Here is a 23,223-nt window from a genome sequence, read left to right on the forward strand (position 1 = left end):
TAGTGGTCATTGGGGAAATTGAATCATTAAACCTAATTACAACTCAAAATAGACTTCCAATTAGTAATAAATTCAATTAAGGTGTCAAGCCTTTACCCCTATTCCTATTTTTTCCGAAAGTCTTTTTTACTGTGTTTGTATCTAAGGCCTTCTTGGATTTACTTATTCTTTTACCTAAAAATCCTGGCCTATCCTGAACAAATTGAAACATTCCCGCCTGCATCGGACTTTTTAAGGCAATATCGGAGCTTTCGTTTTGAAACATGGGGGTTTTTAAATCCAGTTCTTTGGCGACTTCATAACCTAAGTTGAATGCCCTTTTAAATTTCTCGTCAATTTTTAAATCTTCATCCATTTTAAAATGTTTCACGAACATGCTGCTCCATATATTCCACAATTGAATTTCGATCATATAAAATTATCTTCTTCTGCGGTTGGGAAAACCTGATTTTCCCTTCATCCCTCAGTTTCTGCAAAGTAGTGGTTGATTTTATCCTAAGCTCCCGCATCGCTTCCTCGCCATCAATCCACCTGTCCGGCCTTTCTATTCTATTTGCCTCGACATGTTCGACCACCTTATCGAACAAGGCGTAGAATGCTTCTTCTTGTAAACAGACAACTTGCATAGTTTAATTTAAATAGTGTTCAGCATAAATTATCCTTTTCCTACAGGAAGGCTACTTAATTTCGACTATCCACCTATTAATTCGTTGTGAAGTATCCAGTATCAAGGGGTTTTTGCAGAACAGAGCAAAACCCTCAATTGTTTTAACATTGTTTTACCAAAACAAAAAAAAGCCGACTCCTAAAAGTCGGCTTTCCCTTTGTACAGGCGGAGAGACTCGAACTCTCACACCGTAAGGCACTAGATCCTAAGTCTAGCGTGTCTACCAATTCCACCACGCCTGCATATCCGTTCTAAAACGGGATGCAAATATAAAGTAATTTTTGAATTTTAAAACTGCCCTTTCCAAAAGTTTTTTTGGATAGTTACTTATTTAAGCATGCAATGCTATTTAGTTGACATCAATTCTACTCCGTTCCAATTATCTTGAAGCTCCTGAGTGATCAAGCGGGCAGACTTGTTCAAAAATAATTTTGAAGTACCATCCAACTCATTTTTTTTAAAAATCTGCTGAAACGTAACGGCAGCCATGGCAAACTCTTGGTTGAAGTATAAATCCATCGCCTTATTAAAGGTTGGGAGTGTATTCAACTTATGATTCAGTAGCTTTTTGGCATCTCCATTTATGCATTCATAAAGATCAATGGAATTATGCTTTCCTTTTACCTGAACAGGACCAAGGTATCTAAAGTCAAACTCCTCAGGGTTTCTTAAATTATCCTTACATTCCTTGGTCAACAAAATGGAAGTACCATAATGCTTAGATAGCCCTTCAACCCTTGCCGCAGTATTAACCGTATCGGATATAATGGCGGCATCCAATCGCTTAATATCTCCAGTTATCCCCATAATTAGCTTACCGTTTTGCATACCTATGCCAACTTTAATAGGCTCTCTATTTTTTACTTTTCGTTCTTTATTATACTCCTGTAGGGCCTTTTGCATTTCAACCGAAGCCCTTACTGCGTTCTGAGACCCTTTTGGGAACAAGGCCATAAAACCATCTCCCAAATACTGTAAAATAAATCCATTATTTTTTCGGATAATTGGGCCCATTTTATTGTTGAAGGAATTAACGAACAAAAAATTCTCTTTTGGATTCATACCTTCCGAAACCGTTGTAAATTCTCTAATATCCGCAAAGACTACTGTTACTTCCCTCTCTACTAAATCTCCTAACCGCACCTCGGTTATATTGTCTTTTCCAAGGGATTCTAAAAATTCAGAGGGTACAAATTTTTGACTTACCTCATGAATCTCACGTATGGCTTCCTCCCTATCCCTTGACTCTTTTAGTCCTTTTTGGTACAAATGCGCACTTTCAATGGCCGATGCCGATTGTAAGGCAATGGTAGTAAGTAGTTTGAGCTCTGCCGCCGTGAATTCCTTTTTTTCCTCATGCCCTAAAATAACCACTCCTAAGGTTCTATGCTTTACTTTTAAGGGAGCATACATAACCGCTTTTAAATGCTGAATAGAACTATTTTCCTTAATTCTATGCTCCGGCACTATGGCCGCACTACCCTTTAAAATAAGCGCTTTAAGTACCTGGTTTTGGTCTTTTATATTTGCTTTACTGTTAGGATTATCACCAAAGGAAGCCAACTCAAGTACTAAATCTTCATCGGAATCATACATGAGGAACAAACCATGGGTAGAACCAATGATTTGAGAAGATTCTTGAAGCGCAATTTCTGCTATGGATTCGGTATCTATTTTTTCGGAAATCATTTCCGAGAAATCATAAATCATGTTGATCTCTCGGTATAAACTCAATACCTCCTTGCCTATTCTTTTCTTTTCAAATTCCTTGGACAGCAATGTTTTAATAAGATCATAGATATACTTTCCATCTTCGGTACAAGATTTGAAAACGCCCAAGGAAATACCGTCATACTCAATAACCAAATTGTACCTGTACCGTTGACTATCCTCCCCCCATAATATCTTATTCGTGGCATCAATGACAAAAAACTCCTGTTTTAATAGGGTAGATGATCTGTTAAGCAAGGAAATGGACTCTTTATCCTTTTGAAGAATATATTTTAATGCCCTTAACCAAAGGGAATTTATTTTTTGAGTCATACCTGTTAATTGCTTAGGATTTCTTCTGCAATCGTTAGCATCTCGTCCGGATCAAACGGTTTGGTCATATACCGGTCCGCACCCATATCCAAACCTTTTTGGCGGTCTACCTCCTGACCTTTTGCAGTTAACAAAATAATGTAAACATTGCTTAAATTGAGTTCTTTTTTTACTTTTTGACACACCTCCATGCCATTCATTTTTGGCATCATTACATCTAGAAAGACCAGGTTGGGTTTTTCTTCTTGTATGATTTGTAAGGCCTGTTCTCCATTTTCTGCAAACAACAGTTCAACACCTTCATCCTCTAAATCTTCCAACGTCTGCTCAATAAGCATTCTAATATGCGGCTCATCGTCAACTATCAATAATTTTTTATCCATATAATTTTTTTACTCGATAATCGAGGTTTAAATTTTTCGACGCTTGGGTAACTATCAAACGTGAATTTTTTAAAAGGCCTCGTGGACTTTCCCCGAGGTGATTTGCTTGTTTTGCCCCACTCCTATTTATTACTCGTACACAAAGAACATGACGTTCTCCATTCCTTTTTGGATTTTTAAATCCTTAATGAAATTTTTATCACCGTTGTAAACGGAATTGAGCATAATAATATCTGGCTGTGACTCACTTGCCGTCTCCAACAGATTCTTAGAGCTCGCTTCCATTACTTTATACCCCCGGGCACTAAGTACATCAGTCAATGATTTCACGGCGGTGGCATCTTCGTCTACTACGAGCACTTTCTTTTTTGAAACACCCTGTTCCAACAACTCATCTACTTCGTGAAATAGCTTCTCCGTATCTATGGGCTTGGTCAAATACCTGTCTACTCCTATTCTAAACCCACGTTCCTTATCCTGTACAATGGACAGTATAATAATTGGAATATCCATGGTAGCCGGGTCGTTCTTTAAGACTGCCGCAACATCAAAACCATTAATTTCTGGCATCATTACGTCTAGAATAATCAGATCTGGCTTCTCCAAGCGCACCATATCCAGTGCCGCTTTACCGTTTGCAGCTTCCCTAACTCGGTATCCGGTATCGGTAAGTTCTTGGCGCAAGAGAGAACGTATGGGCGTATCATCGTCTACTACTAAAATAGTGGCTTTGCCATCTGTTTTTTTCTTAGAGCTATGACTTATTTGCTTCTTAAGACTTCGTAAAATACGATCTAATTGTATAGGTTCTTGTATAGCAGCTTCTCCCAATATAGGTATGGAAAAGAAAAATGTACTCCCCACGTTAAACTCACTTTTCATCCAGATGATACCTCCGTGATGCTCTATAATCTCGCGACAAATAGGAAGACCAAGGCCTGTTCCCTGAGGCTTATCCGTAAGGGTATCCCCTGCTTGTCTAAAGCGTTCGAATATTTTGTGCTTGTCTTCTTCCGCTACACCTATACCGGTGTCCTGAACCTCAAAAATAAGTTGTCCTTTTTCTTGGTATGCATCAAGAAGTACCGTGCCTTTTTCGGTAAACTTTACCGCATTGGATAAAAGGTTGATGATTACTTGAATCAATTTATCCTCATCTGCTTTTATAATGGGTAAATCCTCAGGGATTTTATGCTTTAGTTTTAAACCTTTTTGCTCAAATAAGGCCGATGTAGCAGCTATGCCACGGTGTATCACATCTTGCAAAAATACCGGACGCATATTCCATTCCATCTTACCCGACTCTATTTTGGCGAGATCTAGAACATCGTTAATGAGGTTGGTCAGGCGTTCCCCTTCGGAAACGACGACATTCAGGTTTTCGCTCACCTGTTTCATCGTTCGCTTTATTTTCTGGTCGCTTACGTCAACTGCAGGGAATATTTTATCCTCTAAACGTTTCCGTATAATTTTAGCAAAGCCCAAAACGGACGTTAATGGCGTCCTTAGCTCGTGGCTCACCGTAGACAAAAAGGCACTTTTTGCTTCGTTGGCATCTTCTGCCTTCGCTTTTGCCTCTTTCGCCTCTTCATATAGTTCGGCATTATGGAGTGCGATACCCACGTTTGTAGCAATGGTTTTTAATAGGTTTTTATCTTCCTCGTTAAACCTACTTTCCTGTTGCGTACTTTGAACGCTCAACACCCCAATAACGGTATCCTCTACTGGGATAGGCACCCCTAAATAGGATACTGCCTGTTTGCCCGTGTGCTTCACCCCTATCTTATCATATTCTGCATTAATATCCGCATCCTTGTTATGTAATAAAGGTTCGCCTGTTTTAATTATTTGGGATGTTAATCCCTGTCCATACATCATGGGCTCCATGGTGTCACCATCTTGATATGGGAAATTAATCATATTCGTATCCGGGTCCAGAATGGCTAAATAAGTGATATCCGATTTAAAAAGTTTTTTCATTTCATCGCCGACCAATTGGATTAAATCATTTAGCTGTAATTTTTCGGTCAATGCCTGACTTACTTGATTTACCGTAGCCAATTCCTTCAAACGTTGGTTGGCCTCGGCGGTCCGAACATAAACCGTTTCTTCGAGAATCTTTTGTTGATTTAGAAGGATTTTGGTCCGAGCCTTTACCACAAGGTACACGACTGCCAAAAATGCCAATCCGTATAAGAGATACGCCCACCAGGTTGCATACCAAGGGGCCGTTATGGAAAAAGAGACCGATGCTTCCTCGGTAGTGTCCCCATAAATATTCTGGGCTTTGGTTTTAAATGTATAGTTACCGGCAGGTAGGTTGATGTACTCCCGCGTAGTTTGTAAGGTCCAATCCGACCATTTCTCATCCAAACCACTTAATTGGGTACTGTATTTTATATCCTTTTGACCTACAAAGAGCGGAGCTGCGTACCCTAAAGTAATTGAATTTTTATCAAACGGAATACTCATCTTTTCAGGGAAGGTGGTGTTACCTCCGTAAACTATAGAATCTCCTGCAATAGTCATACTTCTCACCGCTACCTTAAACTGAGGAATTACCGGTTTTTCTAAATTACCTTCATACCTAAAAATCCCATCTGGTCCAGAAAACCAAATAACTCTGGAACCATCTGCTTTAGGTTCTTCGGGATAAATGTTAGATATCCGTGTGTTGTTTAATTCTTTGAATGTATCCGTATTCACTACCTTAAACTCCCCGTTTTCCTGTTTCTCCGCAATCATTATTCCAGAACCTACGTCTAGAAAACGTTTACCATCGTCCGTAATTCTACTACCAGATCCAGGTTTTTTCCAATCCAAATATTCATCGAAGAAGAATTTCTTTTTCTCAAAACGTTTACTCTCCTCATTAAAATAATATGTTTCTTCAACCGTTTCGGCAAATACTCGAATTTCATCTTCATACCCACCTATCCCTATACTAGAATTTGGCAACCCATCTTTTTCACCAAAAATTATATATTCCGAAGCATCTAAATCAAGTTTACCATCGATATACTTAGGAACCACTTTTATCACCTTGGCATCGTCCCTGGTACTTAACCAGAGTGAGCCATCGGTCTTTTCATGGTAACCCGTTAGATTCGATAGCTTTTGAGTAGCTGATTCCTCTTCAAATTGTTTAGTTTTTTCGTTAAAATATAAACTCATTAAACCTTGCTGATGGCTCACAAATATTCTACTACTATCCACTTTAGATTGTGCTGAATTACCAGCCCTAAGATCATAATTAATATTTTCCCTGACGTAGCTAAACGCTTTGTCCGTTATTTCTATATACCCCATCCCGTTGGAACCTGTATACAAACGATCTCTGAATTCTACAAAATTAGCTCCTTGACCAAACGTGCCTGGTATTTCGACAAACTCATTTTTACTTTCATCCAAATAGGAGACACCATTGTTGGTACTAACATATAGGGTACCCTTATGGCGATACATCGAAAAAACAACGGTATTCAGACCCATATTCGAATCCAATAAGGTTAAACTGGAATTTAAGTTGGTACTAGAGATGCCCTTAAAAAGTGCCATCCATAAAACCCCTCTGGAATCTACATATACGTAATTTACCGCCCCATCTGGTAAACCAGTATCAGGAGTGTATTTTTGAAGGAAGGTACCATCGTGACCCATTAAATACGCACCTGCATTGTTCGTATTAAATACATAGCGGCCATCGTCCAAAGCAAATCCAGGGAGATAGAGATTTCCTTTAACAAATGTATCTATTTCGGTTTTGAAGGGGGTGAAATCTCTTCCGTCGTAGATATAAAAACCTTCATTTCTGGTTCCAATCAATACCTTGTCATCATAAGGCAGGATACTATAAATACGTTCACTAGTAAATTTCTCCCCATTGGGTACCAGCTCAAAGGTATCTTCATCTGTAAGTTTAGTAAGACCCACGTCCCAAATTCTCAAATAATATTCATCATTGACAATACCGCCCACATGAAGACCATGCTCCGATGTGATTACTTTCATAGACTCCCCGTCCCAGCAATACAGTTTAAATTCAGTTCTAAAAATCACCCTACCTTTATAATAGTCAATTTCCCAAACATCAGCAAAAACACGATGTTCTTCTGGAATTTTATCCTTGAGCGACATGTAACTCATTTCTCCGTTTTCCAAGGTTGTCAAATAGCCCAATTCCCCAGAACCTCCAACATAGACTATACCCTTGTCATCCTTAACCAAACTACGGGTACCAATACCAGGAATTTCAATCAATTTCCAGTTTACACCATCAAATTGCAACACCCCTTCAATATTTGCAAAATACATGATACCGTCATCAGCTTCTAAGGCCCACCAATTTATTGGCGCAGCCGAATAATCTTGAAATTTATACGATGTAATTAAAGGACGCCCAACCTTTTCTTGGGCCATACTTGAAGAAAAAAATGAAAAAATAAAGATAAAAGTTAGGCAACGGATAGTGCCCATAGCAATAGTGTAACAGTTCTTTTGCATGTTAGTTGGTATTATTAATAAAAGTGTAGGGGAATACAGTCAGTAATATACAAAATAAACGTTAATACCCTTTATTTGTTTAAGATAAAAAGAATGTACCCAAGATTAGGAGTATTAATCACTAGAACTGCTTCAACATAATTAGGTAAAATACTTCTTTTTTGTACTTTTGAGATCTTTCCAAAAAAACTATGGCCAAGATAACAGATTACATTGCTCAACATAAAGATCGCTTTATTGAAGAACTCGTTGAGCTTTTAAAAATACCCTCCATAAGTGCTGATCCGGCATTTTCAAAAGACGTGCTCAACACCGCCGTTGCCGTAAAAACAGCTTTGGAAAAAGCAGGTTGTGATTTGGTAGAGATTCACGATACAGCGGGATACCCTATTGTGTACGGAGAAAAAATAATCAACAAAGACCTCCCTACGGTTTTGGTCTACGGCCATTATGATGTGCAGCCGCCAGACCCCATAAACTTATGGAACTCACCTCCATTTGAGCCTGTTATCCAAAAAACAGAACTACATCCGAAAGGCGCTATTTTCGCTAGGGGAGCCTGCGACGATAAAGGACAGATGTACATGCATGTAAAGGCCATGGAACTTATGGTACACACAGACCAACTACCCTGTAATGTAAAGTTCATGATTGAGGGCGAAGAAGAAGTAGGAAGCAATAACCTAGCGATTTATGTAGCGGAAAACAGGGATAAACTAGCCAACGATATCATCCTTATTTCCGACACGGGAATGATTGCCAATGATGTGCCAAGCATTACTACCGGCTTAAGAGGATTGAGCTATGTAGAGGTAGAAGTTACAGGCCCTAATAGGGATTTACATTCTGGATTGTATGGTGGGGCAGTCGCCAACCCTATAAATATCCTCACCAAAATGATCGCGTCTTTACACGACAAAGACAATCATATTACCATTCCACGTTTTTATGACAAGGTAGAAGAACTCTCCAAAGAAGAACGTGCCGAGATGGCCAAAGCGCCCTTCTCTCTTGAAGCCTATCAAAAAGCCTTGGATATTAAGTCGGTTTATGGCGAAAAGGGCTATTCCACGAACGAACGTAATTCCATTCGTCCTACCTTGGATGTGAACGGAATATGGGGCGGCTATACCGGCGAAGGTGCCAAAACCGTTATTGCAAGCAAGGCTTTTGCTAAAATATCCATGCGTTTGGTGCCACATCAAGACTGGAGAGAAATCACCGAACTGTTCAAAACACATTTTGAAGAGATTGCTCCTGCAGGCGTAACGGTCCAGGTGAAACCTCATCATGGGGGTCAGGGCTATGTGACCCCAATAGATACTATTGGCTACAAAGCAGCCTCTAAAGCATACGAAACTACCTTTGGCAAAAAACCAATCCCCCAACGCAGCGGTGGCAGTATTCCTATCGTCTCCCTTTTTGAAAAAGAACTGGGCAGTAAGACTATTTTAATGGGCTTTGGTTTGGACAGCGATGCCATACACTCTCCTAACGAACATTTTGGAGTTTGGAACTACCTTAAGGGAATAGAGACCATCCCCTATTTCTATCGGTATTTTACGGAAATGAATAAAAGTTGATTTTGCGTCCCTGTCTGTCAGCAGGCAGGGACGATAAACTCAGGCATAGAAAACCTTACTATATTTTCTTGACGTATTTTGTAATAATCACCGTTTGCGTTGGTCCTACTTTACCCTCAATATAGTCAGCGTTCTCTCTGTCAACGGAAATCCGGCGCACCGCGGTACCTTGTTTCGCTACTTGACTAGAACCTTTTATTTTAAGATCTTTGATTAAGACCACACTATCCCCATTCTGCAAAATAACCCCATTTACATCTCTATGAATTATTTTCTCACTTTCTAACAATCCTTCACCGGTGGCTTTTGCCCATTCCAAGGTGGCATCGTCCAAATACATCATATCCAACAAGTCTTTTGGCCAGCCTTCGGCCTTTAAACGAGATAACATTCTCCATACCACCGCTTTTACGGCATCATGCTCGCTCCACATGCTATCGTTCAAACACCTCCAGTGGTTCGCATCCATCGTTTCCACATCCTCAATTTGACCTTTACATGTTTCGCAGATAAATACGCTACCGTCTACCCCTCCAGTAGATTTTGGCGGCACCTCATAGACACTCAAATCTGAATTTGCTGCACATAATTCGCAGACCCCACCACTTCTTTCTTGTAACTGTTCCGCTAGATCCATGTCTTTTTAATTTATTGTGTTACAAACTTAGCTTTTTATAAAGACTTATAACTCATAGGGTGCTCCCTTAGAAAATGGCCAGGGCTATTCATGACAAGTGCGCTTTATCTCAAAAAACCAATGCAGGCTTACGCCCTAAGCCTGGGTCTACCCCTAACGGTTTAAAAAAGACTCTTGACTTAATCGACCATTCTAACTATTTAAGTCGACATACAATAAGGCTAATCACCAAGCTTCTAGTAGGTCTATCATACCAAGAATCTATTTTTATCTATAAATAATAACTCTACATTTGTAGAATTAAAATATTTGTTCTATGTTTGTAGAGTAAGTAATAAAATTTCAGAACATGCAACTATCAAAATCCGAAGAAGAACTTATGAATATCATATGGAAGCTAAAAAAAGCATTTATGAAAGATCTTTTGGAAGCGCATCCAGAACCTAAACCGGCTACAACGACTGTAGCTACCCTATTAAAAAGAATGACGGATAAGGGGTTTGTAAGCTATACGAACAGTGGGAGAAGTAGGGAATATTATCCTCTTGTTAAAAAGAAAGATTATTTCGCTAAACATGTAAACGGACTCATTAAAAACTTTTTCAATGACAGTCCAGGACAATTTGCCTCCTTCTTTACGCAAGAAACCGACTTGAGTAAAACCGAACTGGAGGAATTGAAAAAACTGATAGACAACGAAATTCAAAAGAAATAATCATGGGCATCTACCTTCTAAAATTCACGGCCTGCCTAGCGGTACTTTACTTTTTCTACAACCTATTTTTAGAGAACGAGAACATGCACACGTTCAAGCGTTTTTATTTATTGGCATCCTTAACGGCTTCCTTAATTATACCGGCAATAGTGTTTACCGAATATGTAGAAGTTGCCCAGACCACCAACATCCCTGCATCTGAATACACAATACCTCTAGCAGTAGACAGACCTATTGGTACTCCTACAGAATTGGAAAATAATGTGTTGGATATAGCACCCATATTGTGGACTGTATACGTTATAGGAGTCTTCTTTTTTGGACTAAAGTTTCTAAAAAACCTTTTTCAAATTCTTAGGAGGGTTCGCAACAATCCAAAGCAACAGTGGGAACGCTATATCCATGTACTGCTAAAAGACCCACTACCCCCTCATACTTTTCTTAGCTATATTTTTCTTAACAAGCAAAAATTCGAAGCTGAGGAAATACCCAAGGAAGTCTTGTTGCATGAACAAACCCATGCAAAACAAAAGCACAGTTATGACATCCTTTTTGTGGAATTTTTACAGGTGGTATTTTGGATAAACCCCTTTGTATTCTTAATTAAAAAATCAATAAAACTAAACCATGAATTTTTAGCCGATCAAGCAGTGTTAAATAAAAATGTTTCTAAAAATAATTATCAAAATACCCTACTATCCTATTTATCTATGGACAGTGAAAACAATCATCAATCACCCTTGGTAAACCCCATCAATTATTCATCAATCAAAAAACGATTTAAAATCATGAAAACACAAACATCAAAAAGAGCTGTAATACTACGAAGCATACTTGTGCTACCCCTATTTAGCATTCTATTATTTGGATTTAGCGAAACAACCACTATTGAGGTACAAACAGACGACATATCCGTGAATACTTCAAACATTGAAAGCACTAAAGCGATTCAGCAGTCAACACCAAATGATGACAGTGCTACTATCCACGGTTTTTCAAATTTCGATTCCGAAGGGAATCTACAAGAAATCGTCTCAGAAATTATAGTGAACATCAACGAAACAGGAGAACTTTCGGTACAGGATGATGTGGTTGAAATGGAATACTTAACAACCTATCTAGCCAAAATCAACCCAAACCTTTCCAAACAAGAGCGGGAACAATTAGTACGTGCCGTAGTGTTTGCTCCTGTGGGAACCCAGGAAAAATTAATAGACCGGATAGATGCCGCATTCATGGAATATGGCGTGGCAACGATAAACATTGTAGGGCCGGAAATGGAGGTTAAGATAACAGGGGCATTGGCCACTCCAGAGCAAGTGGCAGAATACAACAAATTGGCAAAGCACTACAACAGCATGTCCCGTAACAAAATGAAAATTTATAAAAAGGATGTAGAACGTTTGGAATATCTCTTTTCTATCATGTCCGAAAAGCAAAAAAATGATGCAGAACCTTTTCCAGATTTTCCTGAGCCACCACCTGCACCAAAGGCACCTAAAGGGTTGAACGAGCGAGAGGAAGCGGCACATATCATAGAAGAAATAATTGAAAAGCAAGATCCTTATGATGTCGTAAACAGTGGTATTCGAATAAATTCCAAAGGTAAAAAGATAGTTTTCCCTGAAAACTCTAGGGTGTACATCTACAATTCCGATAAAAGCCCGAATACCTCATCCGGACTTATAAACTATGTAACTAGTAATGACCTAAAAGATGCGCAGTTCTATTTTGAAGGGGAAAAGATTTCATCAAAAAAAGGCTTGGAAATAATTAAGAAGCGGAAAGATATAAAAGTGGAAACCATACCACACTCGAACAAACAACCCGAGGTACGTATTTATAAATCGGAAAGTAAAGGTACTATTCCACCACCGCCACATCCACCGCAAGCCCCAAAAGTTCTAAAAGGAGAACGCAGGGATATTCAACCACCGCTAAGCCCCGTAGTCTTAAAAGGAACAGCAAGTTCCATCCCGGAACCACCCATGCCACCAAAGCCGGTAGCCCCTCTAGATCATGTTATTGCCATGGCCAAAAAGGACGCCAAGTTTCTTTACGAGGGAAAAGAAATCAGTGCTGATAAAGCCATTAGACTTATGAAAAACAATAAAGATTTAAATATCGATAGTCGGTCTACTAAAGGAAAACGACCTGTGGTCAACCTATCTAAATCGCCTTTTGAATAATCCTCTTTCCGAGGTGACTTTTTGATACCGTAGGAATCTGTTTAAAAATAGGAACTAAGCAGCAGATAGCTTTATCGGCATAATAAACGAAAGATAAACTCGCGTTACCTTCTGACAGAGACGGGTAATCGTTAACATAGTCAACTGGCAAAAAGACCATTTTCGAGTTTAAGTGTAACATTTCCCTAGAAACTGCGTTCTAACAGGTAAGCCAATCATCAATCAAAAAACGAATTATCATGTTACAACGCTTTTTTATTCTTTGTTCGGGAGCGGATTCCGAGCTTTTAGAAACCTGCTCCAAAGGAGAACAGAACAAATATGCCGGTATTGGCGCTACAGTATTTTTTACAGCCGTAATGGCGTTTATTGCCAGTAGTTACGCGCTGTTTACCGTCTTTGACACTATATATATAGCCGTTTTCTTTGGGGCTATTTGGGGATTACTGATTTTTAATCTGGACCGTTTTATCGTGTCCACCATAAAGAAAAGGGATAGCTTTAAGCATGAACTTCTACAGGCCGCACCGCGTATTGTGTTAGCGATTATTATTGCCATCGTTATTTCCAAGCCTTTGGAAATGAAAATCTTTGAAAAAGAAATCAATCAAGTCTTACTGGAACAGAAAAACGCAATGACCTTGGCGAATAAAGAACAATTGGCCTTGCAATACACTCCAAAGGTTGATGAACTTAAGCAAAACATTAGCGCCTTAAAAGCCGAAGTCATGACCAAGGAGGCCGAGACCAATGCGCTTTATGACACCTATATTTCGGAAGCAGAAGGTACTGCGGGAACTAAGTTATTAGGAAAAGGCCCTGTTTATGAAGAAAAACGTCAAAAACACGATGCGGCATTGGCGGAGCTACAATCTTTAAAAATAAACAACGCTGAAAAAATAGGTGCAATTGAACTTCAAATTGCAGATTTGGATACTGAATATACCAGTGTAGTGGCAAACTCCCAACCCATTATTGATGGATTTGACGGACTCATGGCACGTATAACAGCTTTGGACGCATTGCCTTGGATGCCTTCTTTCTTTATTTTCCTACTATTCCTTGCCATCGAGACCTCTCCCATTATCGCTAAACTATTAGCTCCAAAAGGAGAATATGACATTAAATTAGAGGAAGAAGAAAGTATTTTAGCCTCTTGGGTCGCTCAAAAAATGACGCAACGTGCGCTTATCGTAACTACGGACGACGAGATGAACCAGAACATCTATGAGGATTTAAAAGGAGCGGAAGAACTCTATGGCTACAAAAAGAAAAAAGCAGCCGAACTCTTGCGACTGCAGGCAGACACCTTCCATGACATTCAAGTGAAGGGATTGAAATAGCATATTAGTCTATTGGGTCAGTTGGAAATGAAAAAAGCCGATTCGAATACCGGCCTTTATAATAGATGTGGGGGGAACTATTCTACAACTCTTACACTACCTACATTTATGGTGCTATTGGCGTAAGCGTGCTTAATATTATTTCTTTTGACGTAATACTCACGTCGCAAATCTGATATACTTTATTGGAATCGTTTGTTTGCAAATATCCTAAGTGTTTTTTTGTTTGTTTGAGTTTCGTGACCATCGTCTTTTATTTAGTTATACCCCAAAAGTAGCCTCTTTAAGCAAGAACAGAGCGCGGTGTTCGATGAAGTTAGAATCAAGAATAGGTGAAGTGCAAACAAGTGTAGACGAACGAGGGCATCTCTAATCTTTGTGCTTTAACGTGCAGGCACCAAAAAAAATGGTAGGTTAGTTTCCCCACATCCTATCCCAAAGCATGGACAATAGCCGCTTGGCATCTCCGCGAAATTTAGGGCTTTCCGTTACCCTTATATTTCCGTTTTGCTTCTGTAACAAATAACTAAAAGCCCAATTTGTCTCCTTTGGGTCTAGACTCATTAATCCAAAGCGGAGATCGTTAAAATAAAGCTGATCTTCTTTCTTACTGATGATGTACCAACCTTCAGCTATTTTTATAAGTCGTTTTATTTTTTCTTCCCCCTTTAAGTCTCCTAAATAAGCGTGGTTTTTGGCATACGATTGAAAACTTATCTCCTTAGTGTCGAAAAAAGAATAATTCCCTATCAGATAAGCGTCCTTGGTGTCTACGTTGGCAGTCCATAAAACAGTATTCATAGGAGATGGTCGTATTGCGATATCCGTATATACTATGCCTTGGGCATCCAAACTGATCACAAAAGCACGATAAGCAATAGTTTTCAAAATCAAGGTAAACGCCAAATAGGATGTGCTAATTAGCAATCCCAATCTATTGTAACGTTTTCGTTTGGCCGAAGTTCGATTTTGAAAGGCAGCTAAAATCAAGAAGCATAAAAAAGGAAGTGTGTACAAGGGATCTATGACGAATATATTCTGAAATGCCAACCGCAGATCAAAAGGCCAAAACAACTGTGTTCCCCAGGTGGTAAAAGCGTCCAAAATGGGATGTGTAAAAAGTCCCCAAAAGAATAACCATGACCAATTTTTCCATGTAACGTTGTCTTTACGGTGTAATTTCCAGACCAACCAACCGAATAAAGGCGCCATAAGTATTGCAAAGAAAATAGAATGACTAATACCACGATGTAACTCTGTAGCCGTTACAGTATCGGTAAAATAACGTGCGACAACATCTAAATCTGGAATAGTGCCAGCAATGGCGCCATAAATCATGGCTTTATTGCCTACTCTTTTCCCCAAGACCACCTCGCCTACCGCCGCGCCTAAAACTATCTGTGTTAATGAATCCATAAGCAAAGCTCCCTAGTCCGCCATAAGCGGAGAATTAAAAAATAAAGTTTAAGTTTAAAAACAAACGATAGTGCACATCGCTGTGCGCTATCCGCTTTTTACTTCATATTATAATCTGCCAACTGCAACTGTAAACTTTTTGCTACCTTCTAAAAATTAACCTCTACCCTCAAGCGACTACCTGCTACTGCACGATTCCCATCTTCTTCAATAAAAAGGAGGCGTTCATATTCTGACAAATTCCTTGTTTAAATCTATAGTCAAAGTGTAGTTCGTCATTAATAATCTCAGCATCAAAATAGTGGTTTTTTACTGCTGGCAATTCGCTGGCCACCTCACAAAGGCTTAGGTCGTGTGTAGCAATAATTCCTGTAGCCTGTGAAGCCACCAGACGCTCCACGAATTTACGGGACCCCTTGGCTTTATCCGTACTATTGGTGCCTTTAAGGATTTCGTCCAGAACTATAAAATAACGATCTTCCTGAATTTCGTCTACAATAAACTTTAAGCGTTTTAATTCAGAGAAAAAATAGGATTCATCGTCTGTAAGGGAATCCGTGGTACGCATACTGGTGATTAGTTTAATGGGATTATAGTTTACGGAACTGGCACAAACGGGCAATCCCGTATTGGCCATTACAATCTGCAAGGAAACCGTTCTTAAAAAAGTACTCTTACCTGCCATATTAGCGCCAGTGATAATAAAAAACTCCTCGTTTTTTATCTCAAAATCATTCAATATGCTCTTTTTGGGATCCAATAGCGGATGTCCAGCTTTTTCGGCTTTTATAGCTATAGCTTCGGTTACAATGGCTGGAAAGGTATATGTTGGATGGTTAAACACAAAATTTCCTAAACTGTTCTGGGCGTCAAAAAAAGCAATGACATCGAACCATTTTTCTACAGATGCACCATGTTCGGCTATCCATTTTTCAATCTTTAGACTGGTGCCCAAACTCGCAAGAAAAAGCCCGTTTCCAAATATGAGATAGACTACATTATTGTTCTGGTCCAATTTGGAGAGCAATTTTGAAAAATCCTTTAATACCAAGGATGTTTTTCTTCCCTGACTCACTATTTGCTCTTTTTTTACACTTAATAACTCTGATGAGAACTCCTTTTCCTCAATCAAGGTCAATAATTGATTGTATTGCTGAAACGTGGACTGAATCTTGCCGGTAGACGCACCCAGTTTGGTTATTTTCTTGGCAAAAACTCCGGAAATGAACAGACCAAAAAAGAGCCAATATATTAAAATGGATTCCGAAATAAAATCTAAAAAATATACCATAATCAAAGCGATGGAAGCACCCCCGAAAACCCAAGGCAGAAAGCGCATAATTTTAGGCACAAACGCTGTATATGTTTTCAACCAAGAAACAATAGTATTTGTACTGGTCTCTGTTTTCGCCAAGGCGGCGGTAGCAGAAAAATCCTGTCGCCACTCAGCATATTTGGCAAGTTCCGAAATACCTTCCTGTTTTTCGGTTATGCCGTCAATTCTGTTTTCAGTAAGTATCGCCGCCAAAGCATCGCTACCCTGCCGCAAGGCCGTTCTGTTGATATATTGATAAAAAGAACCTTTACCGAATAGGTCTATATCCTGGCTGTAAAAATGCAAAGAGTCTTTATAGGTATTTCCTTCCGGCAAATCATAGAAATTACGTTGGAGCACTTGTAGCTCTATTTTATTGATATGGATAAGCTCCTTTATCTTGTCCCGTTTTTTTTGCAGATCACTATGCCTGGACACTAAGTATAAAAACGCAACTACAGCAAGTAACACAACAGCAGCTACAAATTTGGTGTTGCCATACAACAGATATACCCCAAGAATAGCCAGCAAAAAAACTGATAAACGTACCATACTGGAGGCAAACAACTGTTTTTTTAACTTGAAAAGCTCGGTGGTATATTTTTGTATTTGAGATTGATAAAAAGAAGCGGTATCCTGCATTTTAACGATACGGTTTTGCAATTAAAATGTAAAGATATGGATAAGGTACTTAAGCGAGTGCGTCCAATTGCGCCTTCAACTTTTTAGTGAATTTAGACACCACCAAATCATAGGAATGATCAATAAGCTCTGTAGTTAATTTAGGATCCAATCGTTCTATAAAAACAGTGTTCCAATGCACCTTACTCATGTGCCATGCTTCTATTATCTCTTCATGGTCCGCTCTAAGTTGAACCGCTCTTTCAGGGTCACATTTTAAATTTACCTGAGTGGGTGTTCTTTCCAGACCACACAGCGCGAACATTTTACCCATAACCTTAAAGACCAAGGTAACTTCATCGAAAGGAAATTCCTCTGTTATTCCCTTTTTGGCAATACAATAGTCCCTAAATTCTTCTATGTTCATAGTTTTCCAATTTGGTATTGATGCATTTTTCTAGCTCTTGCAAACTATCCCAAACATATCTTATTTTCCAGAATTCCTTATCGCCGATATCGTTCGCTTTTATTGGAGCTTGTGCTTGTCCACTCAGTTTATCATAGAAATTGATAGCAATATGATTACTATCCAACACCCATAAATATAGGGCATCTAAGGTTGAACGGGACCTAATTTCTCTAACTAGGCTTTGCATCAACATAGTGCCCAGCCCTTTACCATTGGCTTTGGTACTCACATGAAGATTGTCTAGATAGCTGCCATACCGATTACTTTCATCAATATACGCACAACAAAAACCCATCAAGATACCATCTTCTTCCGAAATGACTATATATTGATTTTCTTGGGGACGCAAACACCGCTCTTTCCAGACGGCCCGTCGCTCTGGTAGCACCTCAACATCCAAAAAATGGTCACTAAAAACACCTCTGTAGTTTTCTTGCCAGCTCTTGGCGTGTAAATGGGCTATGTTCTTATAATCTGATTTATGTGCCTCCCTAAAAGATACCATTTGCTTTAGATACTGGTGGAGTCATATACAATAACCTTGCTCCATAATCCGCTGGATTCTTCTACAAATTTTTTGTGCGGTAGTTCGTCTTGGTACAATTGCTGCGCCTCGGCAGATTCAAAAGTTACGATCAAGGAATAGGTAAACGAACCGTCTACCACATCCCTACTGGCTTTTGGCGGCTTGCCAATAAATTGGGTTTTTGCGTACTCCGAATTGTCCAAAAAAGTACGTAAGGAGGTTTCAAAAGCCTTTCTGTCTGCCGGACTATCCGGATTCTTTAGCCAGAAATATACGGTGTGTGCAAAATTGGAATCAAATTCATTCATGGTTTCGTTGGTTTGGCCTAAAGCCATTGCTACTATCATTAAAAATACTAAAGTTATCCCTTTTTTCATGGTTTCATTTTTTTAGCTTGGCAGCGAAGTTAAGAAAGTTTACATCGTCATATTGTTCTCGAAGAACAGCTTTTGTATCGGATAGGTATCTCGACTGCGCCAGATATGAAAGTAAAATATTTTATGTAGTATTCGCTAAAACCAAGCAACTTTATCAATTTGCGCAATACGCTTATGATTAGCACAATCAGTTATCCTACAGGGAAGTGAACTTCCTAATGCCGGACCATATCAATCTATAAAAATGGTATAAATTGCCGTTTCTCCATTCAACTCAAATTCCGCGTTCTCTATACTGATTTCATTATATTCAGTGAATGAGCAGCAATTTTCGGATTTTCGTTCTGCATCTACAACCAAATTTGCAATTTGCGTTTCACCCACCGAAATTAGTGCGGTTATGAGTTCCGTTTCCCACCCAATTCCGCTAATTTGAATCAAGTTTAGATTGTTTTCATTAATAAAATCAAAAGCTATCGGTACGTTATTATTTACGTTCACGACACTAATATCGATGGCGTTAAAGCTTTCATTCTCAAAAAAATTTTCGTTGGAATCCTTATCTACCAATTCCAAGTCAAAATTCATGGGAGGCGTAAAACAAGCGATTTCAGCACAGTCATCTTCGCAAGCTAGGATAAAGGGCATTGTTAATACGAACAATAGCAGCACTTTAGGAAGTGTTTTACCTTCATAACCAGTTTAAAATCCTTAAAACTTGATCTATTTTTCTATTTTTTTCTTTTGTTCTTCGGTTATGTTTAACCCCGTATAATCAAGTTTCCAACCAATGGTCTCTACGATTTGCTCAATGAGCAAAACGGTTTGTAGGGCTTCGTTTCTTGCAGTTTCCATGAGACCGCTTTCGGGAATTTTTTCTAAAATATGCTTTTTGGCCTCTTGGTTTAATGTAGTAAGATCATTTGGCGTAAAAGTGTTGAACATGCCGTTTTTAATATCGTAAAAATCCAATTCTGGCTGTATGGACAATACTTCTGGTTGTGGAAAACTGGTCAATATAATTTTCCTTTTTCCATCGTCTGCATGCATCAATATTTTTTGCAGGTCATAGCCTATTTGGGCTTTCGCCTTTATAACTATCAAGGCCTTTTTCTTACTAATTACCAAGCTTAAAAAACGCTCTTTGGTGTTTTCATATTTATAAATTTCGGCAAAATCACCCTCGACCGATATCAGTTTACAAACGCTTTTAATTTTCTCCAGCAATACGGTAGATTGATGGTTGGTAAGTTCCTTGTTCTTTTTCTTCCTAAAAAAAGAAAACAACCAGTACATGATAATTGCACCTAATATGAGGCCAAGAAACAGTTCAAAAATGCTATCCATGCTGTAAAGTTAGTGAGAAAGTAAATTATTAGGGTTTTATTTTATAAAGAACTGGCCTGCTAGGACTCGCATCATTTTCAAAAGGTGCTACTTGCAAGTTTAAGAAATAGCTGCCATCGGCAACGGAATTGGGCACATAAATAAACTCGGTTATCGTTGCACTGTAACGAATAGTGTCGCTCACATTCCAAAATGCCTTGTGCGCCAAAAGTGCCCCGTTGTCTTTTTCCTTATCAACGGATGGTAAGTCGATAAGCAAATGGTCCACTCCTATTTCTACCAGTAACTCAGCTGCATCTTCCATCAAATATGGTGGATTAGTATGCCCATACTGCCTAGCCATTTTTGAATTGGTATTGGGTAAGGTGCGTATAATTAGTGCTTCTGGTCTAATGTGGCCCAGTGCATTCTGTAACTGCTTTTTGGTAATAATAAAATCATCACCCCTTTTTCCCGGGGCAATGGTAACCAACTCTGACAAAAAGAAAAATTGGTTTAACTTTTGGTTGATCGAAACAAAATCCTGTGTAATATGGCCCACACATTCCGTATGGGTCCCATGTGCATGCGGATTGAACCAGATATCATTAAAATTGGTACTGGCGCCTTGTGCTACACTACCTACAAAATCGCCATTTTTATGCGGAATTATCTTTGGGTGATCTACATACCACGCGTTTACGTTGGTTGCATTGCCGTGGAGCGGCATGGAGATATCCAGTGGTTTCGCTAAATTTATTTGGTATTCTTTTTTGTTGTGTAGAATAATGGTTCGCATAACTATCTGTATACTTCAAATTTACTTCATTTTTATCATGAACAGGTCGGCGGCTATGCCATCGGCTAAAAACTTACCTTTTTTAGTAGCCAACAATACGTCACCATCCAAATACAATAAATGCTCTTCTATAAATTTATTCGCCTGCAATAGTAAATATTCCTTGTATTTCTTCCCGAATTCAGTAGCGACACTATTGAGCGAAACACCCCAAATAGTGCGAATTCCTGTCATAATGTATTCATTGTACCTATCTGTTGTGGAGAGGACTTCCGTTTCCATGGGTAAAATACCTTGACCGATCGATTTGATGTATTTTGGATTATTGTTAATATTCCAGCCACGCCTTTGGCCATCAAAGGAATGTGCAGACGGACCAATACCAATGTATTTTTTCTGTTGCCAATAGGCCGAATTGTTCTTTGAAAAATAACCGGGCTTCCCAAAATTGGAAATCTCGTAACATGAATATCCCGCCGCCGTGAGCGTATCGTTTAGAATATGAAAATGTGCTTGTGCTTCCTCATCAGCGGCAGGTTTTACCAACCCTTTTTTTACAAAATTGGCTAAGGCCGTTTTTGGTTCTACAGTAAGGGCATAGCTAGAAATATGGGGTATGTTAAAGGACAAGGCTTTTTCTATGTTGGCCTTCCATCGTTCCTCGCCCATATTGGGCATACCATAAATGAGATCGATAGAAATATTGTCAAAATGGCGAGTCGCCAGGGACAATGATTCCCATGCTTCTTTTGCAGAATGCGCTCGGTTCATCAGTTTCAGATCTTCCTCAAAAAACGATTGTATACCTATACTTAATCTATTTATCGGACTATTGGCTAATTGTAAAATCTTCTCATTTGTAAGATCGTCAGGATTGGCCTCTAAGGTGATTTCTGGATCAGGTACGACATCATAATTATCGTAAACAGTGGATATCAGTCGCTCCAGTTCCCCTGTATTCAAAACCGAGGGTGTTCCTCCACCAAAATAGATGGTTTCCACTACGGTTTCACCAAACTCCTGCCTTCGTAGTTCTAATTCTTGGCATAAGGCCGATACCATCGCCTCTTTCTTTCCCATAGTAGTAGAAAAGTGAAAATCGCAATAATGACATGCTTGTTTGCAAAAAGGGATGTGGATGTATATACCAGCCCCCTCCGCCCCCAAAGGGGGAACCTCTTCTTTTTCGTACAAACTTCTTGGGTTTTGCAAAACAAATTATTTCTTAGGCTTTCTTAAATTCACTTGTAATGAGTTTTTAACTCCCCCTTTGGGGGCTGGGGGCTGTTCTGTTTTACAAAGGCACCCCATCCAGAATAGCTCTTCCCCACCTCAATACGCCCCTCGTTGTAAAAGTGGCAAACAGCAGCTGCTAGTCCGTCTGTGCTATCTAGGTTTTTGGGTAAGGTTTTTAGTCCCAAAAGACTTTGCAGCATTTTAGCGACCTGCTCCTTACTGGCATTTCCGTTTCCTGTAATGGCCATCTTTATTTTTTTGGGCAAGTACTCTGTTATAGGAATTTCACGTGAGAGCCCGGCTGCCATGGCAACGCCTTGAGCGCGACCCAACTTGAGCATCGACTGAACGTTTTTACCAAAAAAAGGCGCCTCAATCGCAATTTCATCCGGATGATAGGTGTCTATGAGTTCAATGGTGCGTTCAAAAATGAGTTTTAACTTGGTGTAGGGGTCGCTATATTTTTGGAGAAGCAATTCGTTCATCTGAATGAATTCCATCTTCTTACCCACCACCTTTATGAGGCCAAAACCCATAATCGTAGTGCCAGGATCTATGCCCAGTATTATTTTTTCGTTTGCCAATTTTTACTACTTGGTGTTTAATTGAATTGGGATTCTAAACTTGGTACTTACCGGAATACCCCTTTTCAGCGCCGGGGCAATCTCTGGAACAGTTTTTAAACTCTGTGTTACAATACCGTCAAATTCTGGCATTTGTTTTAGAATAAACCGGTCTTTTTCTATCTCCAATATTTCTATTTCCCCTTCCGTATCTATCACAAAGATAACGGCTATAGTAGGGTTATCATCCGAATCTACAATAAATTCAAACTCATTAAGGGTTTCCTGAAAGTGCGCTGTTAACTTTTGCTCAAAACATTGGCGCTGTATTTCTTTTGAAGCGGTTTCATCACAATCTAAAAAAAGGGGATAGGTGTCTATGGCGTTCCAATCTATTTCCCGAAGTTCGGAATCGACTAGTTCCTGCGTTCTTTTTTCCTTCGATTCAAAGAAATTACAGGAACACAGGCTAAAAGAAACTAAAACAATCAAAAAACGCCTCATTATGCTAA

The 23,223-nt window shown here is 39.2% G+C and carries 21 protein-coding genes and 1 tRNA gene; 4 read left to right on the plus strand and 18 right to left on the minus strand.

The features are described 5' to 3' along the window. Nucleotides 1-76: 76 nt before the first annotated feature. The 6 genes from MS6x_RS06745 to MS6x_RS06770 form a co-directional block, all read right to left on the minus strand. Complete coding sequence (locus tag MS6x_RS06745) at nucleotides 77-355, minus strand: hypothetical protein (RefSeq protein ID WP_482606285.1); 279 nt, start codon at nucleotides 353-355, stop codon at nucleotides 77-79. A 1-nt stretch (nucleotide 356) separates the two neighbouring features. Continuing rightward, nucleotides 357-626, minus strand: coding sequence for a helix-turn-helix domain-containing protein (locus tag MS6x_RS06750; RefSeq protein WP_482606287.1), 270 nt, complete (start codon nucleotides 624-626; stop codon nucleotides 357-359). 201 nt (nucleotides 627-827) lie between these two features. Continuing rightward, nucleotides 828-909, minus strand: a tRNA-Leu gene (locus MS6x_RS06755). Between the two features lie 103 nt (nucleotides 910-1,012). After that, the gene (locus MS6x_RS06760; RefSeq protein WP_482606288.1) at nucleotides 1,013-2,710 is read right to left on the minus strand and encodes an adenylate/guanylate cyclase domain-containing protein; all 1,698 of its coding nucleotides are present in this window, start codon (nucleotides 2,708-2,710) and stop codon (nucleotides 1,013-1,015) included. 5 nt (nucleotides 2,711-2,715) lie between these two features. Further along, nucleotides 2,716-3,093: a response regulator transcription factor gene (locus tag MS6x_RS06765; protein ID WP_482606290.1), complete on the minus strand. Its 378-nt coding sequence runs from the start codon at nucleotides 3,091-3,093 to the stop codon at nucleotides 2,716-2,718. Nucleotides 3,094-3,222: 129 nt separating this feature from the next. Then, a complete protein-coding gene (locus MS6x_RS06770) occupies nucleotides 3,223-7,596 on the minus strand; it encodes a response regulator (protein ID WP_482606292.1) in 4,374 nt (1,457 codons plus the stop codon). A 191-nt stretch (nucleotides 7,597-7,787) separates the two neighbouring features. Here MS6x_RS06770 and MS6x_RS06775 point away from each other — a divergent pair, with 191 nt between their 5' ends. Continuing rightward, nucleotides 7,788-9,179: a dipeptidase gene (locus MS6x_RS06775; RefSeq protein ID WP_482606294.1), complete on the plus strand. Its 1,392-nt coding sequence runs from the start codon at nucleotides 7,788-7,790 to the stop codon at nucleotides 9,177-9,179. 58 nt (nucleotides 9,180-9,237) lie between these two features. On the opposite strand, the gene MS6x_RS06780 is transcribed toward MS6x_RS06775, so the two are convergent. Further along, a complete protein-coding gene (locus MS6x_RS06780; protein ID WP_482606295.1) occupies nucleotides 9,238-9,816 on the minus strand; it encodes a PhnA domain-containing protein in 579 nt (192 codons plus the stop codon). A 349-nt stretch (nucleotides 9,817-10,165) separates the two neighbouring features. Here MS6x_RS06780 and MS6x_RS06785 point away from each other — a divergent pair, with 349 nt between their 5' ends. From MS6x_RS06785 to MS6x_RS06795, 3 genes are all read left to right on the plus strand, one after another. Further along, entirely contained in the window at nucleotides 10,166-10,531 is a 366-nt protein-coding gene (locus MS6x_RS06785) for a BlaI/MecI/CopY family transcriptional regulator (RefSeq protein WP_482606296.1), read from the plus strand. A gap of 2 nt (nucleotides 10,532-10,533) precedes the next feature. After that, entirely contained in the window at nucleotides 10,534-12,720 is a 2,187-nt protein-coding gene (locus tag MS6x_RS06790; RefSeq protein WP_482606297.1) for a M56 family metallopeptidase, read from the plus strand. A gap of 239 nt (nucleotides 12,721-12,959) precedes the next feature. Next, entirely contained in the window at nucleotides 12,960-14,063 is a 1,104-nt protein-coding gene (locus MS6x_RS06795) for a DUF4407 domain-containing protein (RefSeq protein ID WP_482606299.1), read from the plus strand. 414 nt (nucleotides 14,064-14,477) lie between these two features. Here the strand turns inward: MS6x_RS06795 and MS6x_RS06800 are convergent, their stop codons facing one another. The 11 genes from MS6x_RS06800 to MS6x_RS06850 form a co-directional block, all read right to left on the minus strand. Next, on the minus strand, nucleotides 14,478-15,479 hold the full coding sequence (locus MS6x_RS06800; protein ID WP_482606300.1) for a metal-dependent hydrolase: 1,002 nt from the start codon (nucleotides 15,477-15,479) through the stop codon (nucleotides 14,478-14,480). Nucleotides 15,480-15,663: 184 nt separating this feature from the next. Further along, a complete protein-coding gene (locus MS6x_RS06805; protein ID WP_482606302.1) occupies nucleotides 15,664-17,436 on the minus strand; it encodes a MutS-related protein in 1,773 nt (590 codons plus the stop codon). A gap of 49 nt (nucleotides 17,437-17,485) precedes the next feature. After that, nucleotides 17,486-17,842, minus strand: a complete 357-nt coding sequence (locus tag MS6x_RS06810) for an MmcQ/YjbR family DNA-binding protein (protein WP_482606304.1) — start codon at nucleotides 17,840-17,842, stop codon at nucleotides 17,486-17,488. Continuing rightward, nucleotides 17,823-18,389: a GNAT family N-acetyltransferase gene (locus tag MS6x_RS06815; protein ID WP_482606305.1), complete on the minus strand. Its 567-nt coding sequence runs from the start codon at nucleotides 18,387-18,389 to the stop codon at nucleotides 17,823-17,825. Before MS6x_RS06815 ends, MS6x_RS06810 begins: the two co-directional genes overlap by 20 nt. Before the next feature lie 5 nt (nucleotides 18,390-18,394). Further along, complete coding sequence (locus tag MS6x_RS06820) at nucleotides 18,395-18,787, minus strand: Dabb family protein (RefSeq protein ID WP_482606307.1); 393 nt, start codon at nucleotides 18,785-18,787, stop codon at nucleotides 18,395-18,397. A gap of 231 nt (nucleotides 18,788-19,018) precedes the next feature. Further along, the gene (locus tag MS6x_RS06825; RefSeq protein ID WP_482606308.1) at nucleotides 19,019-19,435 is read right to left on the minus strand and encodes a hypothetical protein; all 417 of its coding nucleotides are present in this window, start codon (nucleotides 19,433-19,435) and stop codon (nucleotides 19,019-19,021) included. 75 nt (nucleotides 19,436-19,510) lie between these two features. Next, on the minus strand, nucleotides 19,511-20,134 hold the full coding sequence (locus tag MS6x_RS06830) for a DUF4230 domain-containing protein (RefSeq protein WP_482606310.1): 624 nt from the start codon (nucleotides 20,132-20,134) through the stop codon (nucleotides 19,511-19,513). Between the two features lie 28 nt (nucleotides 20,135-20,162). Continuing rightward, nucleotides 20,163-20,912: a cyclase family protein gene (locus tag MS6x_RS06835; protein ID WP_482606311.1), complete on the minus strand. Its 750-nt coding sequence runs from the start codon at nucleotides 20,910-20,912 to the stop codon at nucleotides 20,163-20,165. 21 nt (nucleotides 20,913-20,933) lie between these two features. Continuing rightward, nucleotides 20,934-22,106: a radical SAM family heme chaperone HemW gene (hemW, locus tag MS6x_RS06840; protein ID WP_482606312.1), complete on the minus strand. Its 1,173-nt coding sequence runs from the start codon at nucleotides 22,104-22,106 to the stop codon at nucleotides 20,934-20,936. A gap of 47 nt (nucleotides 22,107-22,153) precedes the next feature. Beyond that, the gene (gene ruvC / locus MS6x_RS06845; RefSeq protein ID WP_482606314.1) at nucleotides 22,154-22,732 is read right to left on the minus strand and encodes a crossover junction endodeoxyribonuclease RuvC; all 579 of its coding nucleotides are present in this window, start codon (nucleotides 22,730-22,732) and stop codon (nucleotides 22,154-22,156) included. A gap of 6 nt (nucleotides 22,733-22,738) precedes the next feature. Further along, on the minus strand, nucleotides 22,739-23,215 hold the full coding sequence (locus MS6x_RS06850; protein ID WP_482606316.1) for a hypothetical protein: 477 nt from the start codon (nucleotides 23,213-23,215) through the stop codon (nucleotides 22,739-22,741). Nucleotides 23,216-23,223 lie beyond the last annotated feature (8 nt).

The organism is Maribacter sp. MS6, from assembly GCF_056839185.1.

Coding starts and splice junctions, on each gene's coding strand:
- MS6x_RS06745 (WP_482606285.1), bottom strand. CDS start 355: ATGGATGAAGATTTAAAAATTGACGAGAAATTTAAAAGGGCATTCAAC.
- MS6x_RS06750 (WP_482606287.1), bottom strand. CDS start 626: ATGCAAGTTGTCTGTTTACAAGAAGAAGCATTCTACGCCTTGTTCGAT.
- MS6x_RS06760 (WP_482606288.1), bottom strand. CDS start 2,710: ATGACTCAAAAAATAAATTCCCTTTGGTTAAGGGCATTAAAATATATT.
- MS6x_RS06765 (WP_482606290.1), bottom strand. CDS start 3,093: ATGGATAAAAAATTATTGATAGTTGACGATGAGCCGCATATTAGAATG.
- MS6x_RS06770 (WP_482606292.1), bottom strand. CDS start 7,596: ATGCAAAAGAACTGTTACACTATTGCTATGGGCACTATCCGTTGCCTA.
- MS6x_RS06775 (WP_482606294.1), top strand. CDS start 7,788: ATGGCCAAGATAACAGATTACATTGCTCAACATAAAGATCGCTTTATT.
- MS6x_RS06780 (WP_482606295.1), bottom strand. CDS start 9,816: ATGGATCTAGCGGAACAGTTACAAGAAAGAAGTGGTGGGGTCTGCGAA.
- MS6x_RS06785 (WP_482606296.1), top strand. CDS start 10,166: ATGCAACTATCAAAATCCGAAGAAGAACTTATGAATATCATATGGAAG.
- MS6x_RS06790 (WP_482606297.1), top strand. CDS start 10,534: ATGGGCATCTACCTTCTAAAATTCACGGCCTGCCTAGCGGTACTTTAC.
- MS6x_RS06795 (WP_482606299.1), top strand. CDS start 12,960: ATGTTACAACGCTTTTTTATTCTTTGTTCGGGAGCGGATTCCGAGCTT.
- MS6x_RS06800 (WP_482606300.1), bottom strand. CDS start 15,479: ATGGATTCATTAACACAGATAGTTTTAGGCGCGGCGGTAGGCGAGGTG.
- MS6x_RS06805 (WP_482606302.1), bottom strand. CDS start 17,436: ATGCAGGATACCGCTTCTTTTTATCAATCTCAAATACAAAAATATACC.
- MS6x_RS06810 (WP_482606304.1), bottom strand. CDS start 17,842: ATGAACATAGAAGAATTTAGGGACTATTGTATTGCCAAAAAGGGAATA.
- MS6x_RS06815 (WP_482606305.1), bottom strand. CDS start 18,389: ATGGTATCTTTTAGGGAGGCACATAAATCAGATTATAAGAACATAGCC.
- MS6x_RS06820 (WP_482606307.1), bottom strand. CDS start 18,787: ATGAAAAAAGGGATAACTTTAGTATTTTTAATGATAGTAGCAATGGCT.
- MS6x_RS06825 (WP_482606308.1), bottom strand. CDS start 19,435: ATGCCCTTTATCCTAGCTTGCGAAGATGACTGTGCTGAAATCGCTTGT.
- MS6x_RS06830 (WP_482606310.1), bottom strand. CDS start 20,134: ATGGATAGCATTTTTGAACTGTTTCTTGGCCTCATATTAGGTGCAATT.
- MS6x_RS06835 (WP_482606311.1), bottom strand. CDS start 20,912: ATGCGAACCATTATTCTACACAACAAAAAAGAATACCAAATAAATTTA.
- MS6x_RS06850 (WP_482606316.1), bottom strand. CDS start 23,215: ATGAGGCGTTTTTTGATTGTTTTAGTTTCTTTTAGCCTGTGTTCCTGT.